The sequence below is a fragment of the Rhodococcus sp. IEGM 1370 genome (genome assembly GCF_033142325.1).
Classification (GTDB): Bacteria; Actinomycetota; Actinomycetes; order Mycobacteriales; family Mycobacteriaceae; genus Rhodococcoides.
Window position 1 is genome coordinate 1 of record NZ_JAWLRY010000040.1, and the last position, 7,263, is coordinate 7,263.

Genomic DNA, 7,263 nt, shown 5'->3' on the forward strand with positions numbered 1-7,263 from the left:
TTCAGACTGCGGAAGATCTGTTTGGCACCCTCGAAACGGGTGTCGACACCGTCGGCAGCTTCGTCGAGTAGGTCCGGGCGGCCGAGATCACCGGCAAAGACGAAGTCGCCCGTCAACATGTATCCCGGAGCATCGGCGAAGGCACCGTCGGTCACCAGGAACGAGAGGTGCTCCGGGGTATGACCGGGCGTGTGAACGGCTTGCACGGTGATGTTGCCCAGAGCCAGCGTGTCGCCATCGTGGAGGCGTTCGGCCTCGAAGCCGTACTGCCAATCGTCGCCGCCCTCTCCTGAGACGTAGGTGACCGCCCCGGTGGCCTTGGCCAGCTCGCGAGTGCCGGACAGGTAGTCGGCATGGATATGGGTCTCGGTCACGGCGGTGATGGTCATGCCATGCCGATCGGCCAGATCCAGATACACACCGATGTCGCGGCGGGCGTCGACCACCACTGCCTCTCCTTTGGCCTGGCAGCCGATGAAGTATCCGGCTTGGGCGAGGTCTTCGTCGTAGATGCGTTCGAGAAGCATCGAAATCTCCTTGTCGATCGTGGCGGCGTTCGTATGGGTGTCAAGAATCCACGGTACCCCGTGGGGTATTTTTGCAGGTTCTGTGCGTCGAGGCGCACGGTTCCGATTCCTGCGGGGTGGAGGTGAAGTGGGCGGCATTCCACTGGGCGACCAGGGGCATCGCAACCGACTGATCCAGCGAGGCGCAACGACTCACAGCGCCACCGCAGCGGTTGCCGACCATCACGTCCTCCTCAGCCGTCCGGCACTCGCCGACTCGGGGCGGACGAGGGAATTTCATTCCTCCCGAGTGTGACGTTTGTCAGAATTGGCGACTAGCCTCATCCATAATGTACGTACATCCGTACGATCAATCAAGGAGAGGGTGGCGTATACCTCGGCACGTGTCCTTGCACCACCTGCTCGAACGCCGGAATGACCTTCCAACACGACTGCTGTCGATGCAGTGCACCTGGCCTCAATGACCACCAATGTCGTGACCACACGGCTCGCGCCCACACCGACGTCAGACCGGATGCGCACCCGCCGCTCGGGGACGCTCACGCTCTGGACTTCCCCGATACATCCTTCGACACCATGGTGTGCACGTTCTCGCTCTGCGCCATCCCAGCCCCGGACATCGCGCTCTCGGAAATGTCGCGAGTGCTGCGTCCAGGTGGAACAATGCTCCCCGCCGATCACGTCGCCTCGTCGATCCGGCCGGTTCGATGGATCCAACGCGCCCTGAAACTGGTGAGCATCCCGATCGGTGGCGTGCACTTTCTGCGACGGTCCTCGCTCGCGATCACCGGTGACGAGAGCTTCTCCATCGAGGACATCGACCGGTTCACTCTCGGTCTCGTCGAGCGTCTTCACGCCCGAAAGGTGTCCTGAACGGGCAGGTACGATGGGCGCGGCACGCGCGGCCGACCATATTCCGGTACTTCTGCCTCGACGAACGCGAGAAGCCGCTTCAGCAGTGCATCCGCACGGTCGTCGAGCGTTGAATCGACGCCACCGAGTAGCTCGTGCGCGTCCCGGCGTGCCTGGGTCCCGTATTCGTAGTATCCGGGGTCGAGTACCGAAGCCGAGGCGGGCTACGGGACGAGCTGTGCGCTCGGTTGCCGTGCCTGCACCGAGTGGAGTCGGTGCACAGGTACTCGCCCGTCCAGGTGGGCTCGAACGATGTCGGCGACCGCACGGGACGTGAGTGGGGTCGCAATCAACGGGGTGTGGCCCAACCGGTCGATCGCAGTCGACAGCGGCTGCCGATCGGCCGGATCGACGTACCGGTCGAATCCGCCGAGTCCGGTACCGCCCACGGCATCGAGAGCATTCGGGTACTCGGATACCGCGTGCGATGGCCCAGCACCTCCAACAAGCGCTGATACACCATCCGCGGCGAGATACCCCGCCCCCGTCAGTGCCGGGGGAAGTGACAGTGTGGACGCCGCGGCCTGTGTCGATACGAAGGGCGTCGATCCTTGGATCGGCGGTGACATTGCAGTGCCGCAGGGCCGCGATCTGGGTGTACGGCAGACCGGTCGAGGCGAAGATCAGGACGCGGGCGTCTCGCCGCGCGAACAGTTCTGACGGCCAACCGGATTCGGGGAGGCGGGCGATGATGCCGCCGATCACGGCTGCCAGCTCGTGCAGGCGCGCCGTACGCGCCACGTCCAGCGCAGCCCGAACGATCTCCGCGCGCCCCGGAGGGGGTAACAGCTGCCGGGAATGGGTGCCGTCGATCACCGCGATCCGGCGGCGTTGGGTCGTCGACGTAGCGAGGTGCACGTGGAGGACGCCGCGACGACCTGCAGCCAACGTACCCACGCGCAGACCGGGCAGGATTCGTGACGGCCGGTGAACGGTAGGGCTTTGAAGGCCCCGACGCCGTCCTGATCGGTCTTCGACGCCCGAATCCGTACGTGCGCACCGTCGAGGCGGTCGCGGCGGACACCGCCGCATTCGAGCGCCACGAGTTCGCTACGACGAAATGCGCCGGTATAGCCCATCAGAAGCAGCGCGGTGTCGCGCCGTTTGAGGACCTCCGACGCCCACCCGGTCACACTGAGACGTGCATGATCGACGATGGTGGTGATGTCGGAGGTCAGCAGCGGTGCGCGTGGATTGCGTGGCCGCTCGCCCGCCGACGCGTAATCCCGCCGAATACTGGCGAGGGTGGCGCGGACCATCTCGTGCCCGCCCGGGTTGTCGTGTCTGGTAGCGCGGTGGCGTCCGCGCGACCGCCGCGATCCATTTGCCGAACGTCGCCGGCGCATACGCCCGCATCCCGTCGTCGACGGTGAGCGTGTCCGCCGGCGGCGACGAGATAGGCCGCCACCGTCGCGGGATGCGCCGGTAACGAGATATACCCGGTGGCGGCGCACCAGGTTTCGAAGCGTCTCCACGCCGAGGCGTAGGCCCGCCGGGCGCCGGCGGAGCGAGACGCAGCGATCGAGCGCTCGATCCGAGCGGCAACCTCCGGCGGTAAAGCAGGAAACACCGCCGCACCACCCGACACGCAGCCGGAACCGTGTTCGAGCCGTCCGCGAGCTGGCGTTCTGTCATATGCAGGACTGTAGCGGGCACCTCCTACACATTTATCGAACAGAAACTACGCTCACCTGGCGTTTCCTCAAGGACGGTGCGGGAAGGAAAATTCTCGTCGGTCACCGCACAAACAACGTTGGTGACTATGACCCCGGCGCGAAAACGGGCTTCTCGGCTGTCGCCGCGCATGCGTCGCGGACGACCCCGCTCCATCGGGCGATAGCTACGTCGGCGGATGGTGCAGCGGGATCCCGTGGTCGAGGAACAGTTGCACCGTCTCATCCAGCTCCGCTGCGGTGCGGCACCCCCAGCGCAGGAAGTTGTACAACGAACTGGCGGATGCGGGATCGACGCGCGCTGCCGCGATGGCGGCCTCGGCCGCAGCGTGCGCGTCAGCCCACAGATCGCGCTCGGGTGCGAAATAAGACGAGCGCGTCGGAGCTGTCCCGGGATCGACCGGCTCATAGGGTCGTGGGCTCAGCAGAGAGGCGTGCGCACCGCCGGCATCGATCTCACCGCTCTCGACCATCGCAATGCCGATCGCTGCGGCCTCGAGGACTGTCGCCTGCTCGTCCCAGTGCAGGTCCTCGAACGGAACCCACGCGGTCCGGAGCGGGCGAGACCGACCGGCGGCCTTCCAGATCGCAACGAGCCTCGTCGCCCACCGTCCGGTGCGAACCAGTGGCGAGGACACTTCGTCGACGACGGTGCGCAGAAGCCGGAACCACACTGCGGCATGCACCCGGCCTGGGCCGAGTTCCACCCATCCCGTCGTCAGAGCCTCGGTGCTGCGCCGATCGAGGTCCGTGACCGCTGAGGGAACCGGAACGGGCGAGACCCGTTCATCCGAACCGAACCGGACCTGATCCCAGAAGATTGCATGACCAGGGAAAACAGAGCAGGGTTCGAGTCGACAACGGTGGTCGAGGCAGCTGCTCAGCACCGGATATTGGTGCAGCAGAGTCATGTTGATATCAGCAGTGGATTCGAGGCTGTCGATACATGCCGGGCATGCCCGACTGCGCGGAGTGCTCGCCCACGGCAACCATGCTTCGCTCGTGGGTGTGCGGCGTCGTCGATCCTCCCTCGCGAGGTCGGCCGGTAGCAGGATCGAGAATTGGTGGACGTAGGTGTCGAAGTCGCAGTCGGCGGGGTCGGTGCTGTCGAGCAGCCACGGTGTCCACCCCGCCAACGTCATCATCCGCACCCTCTCTACCGGGACTGCGCCGCGACCGGCCAGCTCGGCAAGTATCGGCTCCGGTGTGTAGCGGTCGAGATCCTCGACAGAACAATCGGTTTCGAGGTCTGCAAGCAGGTCAGAGGGCCTGATGTGCGGATACAGCTCGCATATCCGGGCCAACCATGACGAGAGGACCTCACCTGGCAGTGGCGGCGGGTGCAGCGGCCACGGGCGAACGTACGCATCACCGGGCATCGGTGCGAGCCGCGCGTTCATGCGAGGTGGCGTTCGAACTGGCGGCGTCGCTCCGTGGGGCCGAGGTACGGAGTGCGCGTGAGCACCGATGAGGTGATCGCTTCCTCTCCGCTGTCGACGGCGGTCACTGCTGCGGCTGTGAGCAGCGTTGTCAGTTCACCGATGGTGCCCTCGGAGCGGGTGAGGAGGTAGTCGGTCATCTCCGGTGATGTCAGGTGCGAGGGTGTGCGGAGGGGGAAGCTCGTGGTGAAGCTGGCCAGCAGTGATCTGGTGTCGGCAGTGTTGGTCCAGACCGGCAAAGTCATGGGGTGGAATCGGTTCTCCAGCTGGGGATCGGTCCGGATGGCGAGGTAGGCGTCGCGGGTTCCGACAGCGACAAGAGGAATGCGTAGTTCGTTGCCCAGGAACCGCAGCACGTTCAAGAATTCGCGGCGGACGTTGTCACGGCCGGCGAGAACATTGTGGAGCTCGTCGATGATCAACATCTTCACGCCGGTGCCGCGGAGCAACATCAATGCTTGCTGTTCGAGTTCGTGGACCCGATTGCGTGGTCGGGTCGGTGTTCCCAACGCTGTGAGCAGTGCGAGGTAGAACCGGCCGGGTGACGGGTCCGGGGGCATCTGCATGCACAACACCGGTATCTGCTCGCGGTCGGACAAGCTGATCGGCGGATGAGTGCGCCGGAACTTTTCGATGATCATCGACTTGCCGTTGTTCGTCGGACCGAGCAACAGTAGGTTCGGCATACGCTGTCGGTCCGGCCACGACAGCAACGTCTCCAGATGGTCGATGACCGTACGGGCCTGCGGATACCCGATCCACCTCTCCGACCGGATCAACCGGATCCGGTCCGCGTCGTCGAGTGCGGTGAGCGGTCGAACCGACTCCCGCAGGTGCCCCAAATCCTCGCTGGACGACTCGGTGGGTTCGTCGCTGCTTCCTGTCGATGCGGTCATCGCGTCACCATTCCTCGATGTCGCTGAAGACCGGTGTTGCGGTGCCGGCGTCCGCTCGAGGCTCCACCGGCGGGTGGATCGCCGGGATCGGTGCAGACGCGGTGCCGGTGAGGTGTGTGCGGCGGGCGCGGTTGCGCCGGGCTTTGCGGGTGGCTTTCTGCGAGCGGTCGGTGACCTCGCGCATCTGCTCGATCATCGAAAACAGTGCGCTCTCATCGACGTTCGACCGACCTTGTTCGCGGAGACGGGTGATAGCAGCTCTGTGCTCCCACAGTGTCACTGCGGGATGTGACATCGTCCGGTACGGCACCTCGACATAGCCGGCACCGTCTGGTTCGAGGACCCAGATTCTGCTCAAATCTCGTGGGTCACGTCGTATCACGAACCGTCCCAAGTCCTCTCGCCGCGCAACCCACGGTTTGAGCGCGTTCGAGAAGTAGTGCACGTGATCGAGGACGAAGCCCGTGCGCGTCAGACGTCGCCGGATGACGGGAAGAAAGTCCACCAGGAACGCGGTTTCGCCGAGCACCACACGAGGGGCATGACCAACTGCGGCGACCCCGCCGGCCCACACGGCGGCCGGAGTGTTCCCGATCCCTGTGTGAACACTCGCGTGATACGAGGCTATGGCCAGGACCAGCCAGCGCTCCAACTCACGCAATGTCAACGTCGCATGCTTGTCCGAGTCGTAACTTCCTCGGTCCGCTGGGTTCGAGAAGGTGGTCCCAGGCAGCTCGTGCACCGCCGTCATCGCCGTTCCGATGATGCGTTCGACGATCCCGCCGTAGTGCGGTCGGCCCGGAGGACGGTATTCGAGTGTGATGGCGTGCTGGGCGCATCCGCGGCGCAGCGCTTCGCTTTTGAACTCGGAGGCGTTGTCGAGATACAACTGTTTCGGTTTCCCTGCCATCGGCCACTGCACCTGTTCCGCGAGCTCGCATGCCTCCAGCCATGTCTGCTTCTCGCAGCACACGCGGCCCAGGCACAACCCGACCGATATCGACGACGGCGGCTCCAGAGTGACGACGAACCCGAGTACGGAACGGCTAAGGACATCGATGGCGATCGTCAGGTAGGGGCGACCGATCGGTTGACGCTCGTACTCGTCGACGACCATCAGATCGACGACGGTGTGGTCGATCTGGACCTGATCGAGAATCCCCGCAACCGTCGGTGGATCGTCGCCGGCGGACTGACGTGGGCGGGCGGCATCGGGTCCTCCGCGTGACCTGGCCACCGATGCCGGATGGAGCGCGGCGATTCGTGCGGTGACGGTGTTTCTGGCCGGCACTGGCAGACCCGCGCGGTGACAAGTCAACGCGATACGTCGATGCAGCGCAGCGACACTCAGCTTCTGGCGGTGAAGAAAATATCGGGTGAGATGATCGCCGATCACTTCTTCGACCTCAGCCGCTACTCGGCTGCGGCCACGCCCACCCGGCGAGACCTTCGTCAGAAGATCGGTGACCGTACCTGTCCCGTCCCTGAGTTTGCCAAGCAACGCATAGACCCGACGACGCGACAACCCCAGTCGTTCGGCCGCATCATCGACCGCTGCCAAACGCACCGGATGCATCTCCAGCAAGGGAGCCAAGACAGCGAATCGGGTCTCTGCCTGCGCCCACCGCTCCCCCGACGCCGTCAGCACACCGGTCTCCACGACGTCGAGCTCCATCACAAGCCTCCCTGTCACCGAGAGCTGAACGCGCGACCGTGCACCGCACTTCCGACATCAGAATGTGAACCGTCCTGGGACTGGTGGAGACTGTGATCTCACCAGGAGAATGCAGATATGGGTGCACCAAGGAAGTTCGAT

8 protein-coding genes are annotated in these 7,263 nt (G+C 64.7%); 3 read left to right on the plus strand and 5 right to left on the minus strand.

Annotation, left to right across the window (positions count from 1 at the left end; translation table 11 throughout):
• Nucleotides 1–527, minus strand: a 527-nt coding sequence (locus tag R4P47_RS24670; protein ID WP_032401028.1) for an MBL fold metallo-hydrolase, incomplete at its 3' end; no start/stop codon positions are given.
• A 414-nt stretch (nucleotides 528–941) separates the two neighbouring features.
• Between R4P47_RS24670 and R4P47_RS24675 the strand changes: the two genes are divergently transcribed.
• From R4P47_RS24675 to R4P47_RS24685, 3 genes are all read left to right on the plus strand, one after another.
• Complete coding sequence (locus R4P47_RS24675) at nucleotides 942–1,400, plus strand: class I SAM-dependent methyltransferase (protein ID WP_080733148.1); 459 nt, start codon at nucleotides 942–944, stop codon at nucleotides 1,398–1,400.
• Nucleotides 1,401–1,738: 338 nt separating this feature from the next.
• On the plus strand, nucleotides 1,739–1,894 hold the full coding sequence (locus R4P47_RS24680) for a hypothetical protein (RefSeq protein ID WP_155288742.1): 156 nt from the start codon (nucleotides 1,739–1,741) through the stop codon (nucleotides 1,892–1,894).
• A gap of 55 nt (nucleotides 1,895–1,949) precedes the next feature.
• Complete coding sequence (locus R4P47_RS24685; RefSeq protein ID WP_155289453.1) at nucleotides 1,950–2,099, plus strand: hypothetical protein; 150 nt, start codon at nucleotides 1,950–1,952, stop codon at nucleotides 2,097–2,099.
• Between the two features lie 152 nt (nucleotides 2,100–2,251).
• Here the strand turns inward: R4P47_RS24685 and R4P47_RS24690 are convergent, their stop codons facing one another.
• The 4 genes from R4P47_RS24690 to R4P47_RS24705 form a co-directional block, all read right to left on the minus strand.
• A complete protein-coding gene (locus tag R4P47_RS24690) occupies nucleotides 2,252–2,698 on the minus strand; it encodes a hypothetical protein (RefSeq protein WP_308198557.1) in 447 nt (148 codons plus the stop codon).
• A 581-nt stretch (nucleotides 2,699–3,279) separates the two neighbouring features.
• Nucleotides 3,280–4,512 (minus strand): TniQ family protein, encoded by a 1,233-nt coding sequence (locus R4P47_RS24695; RefSeq protein ID WP_317786044.1) that lies wholly within the window; start codon nucleotides 4,510–4,512, stop codon nucleotides 3,280–3,282.
• Nucleotides 4,509–5,447 carry a TniB family NTP-binding protein gene (locus R4P47_RS24700; RefSeq protein WP_317786045.1) on the minus strand — a complete coding sequence of 313 codons (939 nt, stop codon included), beginning with the start codon at nucleotides 5,445–5,447 and terminating at the stop codon, nucleotides 4,509–4,511. Before R4P47_RS24700 ends, R4P47_RS24695 begins: the two co-directional genes overlap by 4 nt.
• Before the next feature lie 4 nt (nucleotides 5,448–5,451).
• Nucleotides 5,452–7,122 (minus strand): transposase family protein, encoded by a 1,671-nt coding sequence (locus R4P47_RS24705; RefSeq protein WP_317786046.1) that lies wholly within the window; start codon nucleotides 7,120–7,122, stop codon nucleotides 5,452–5,454.
• Between the last annotated feature and the right edge of the window lie 141 nt (nucleotides 7,123–7,263).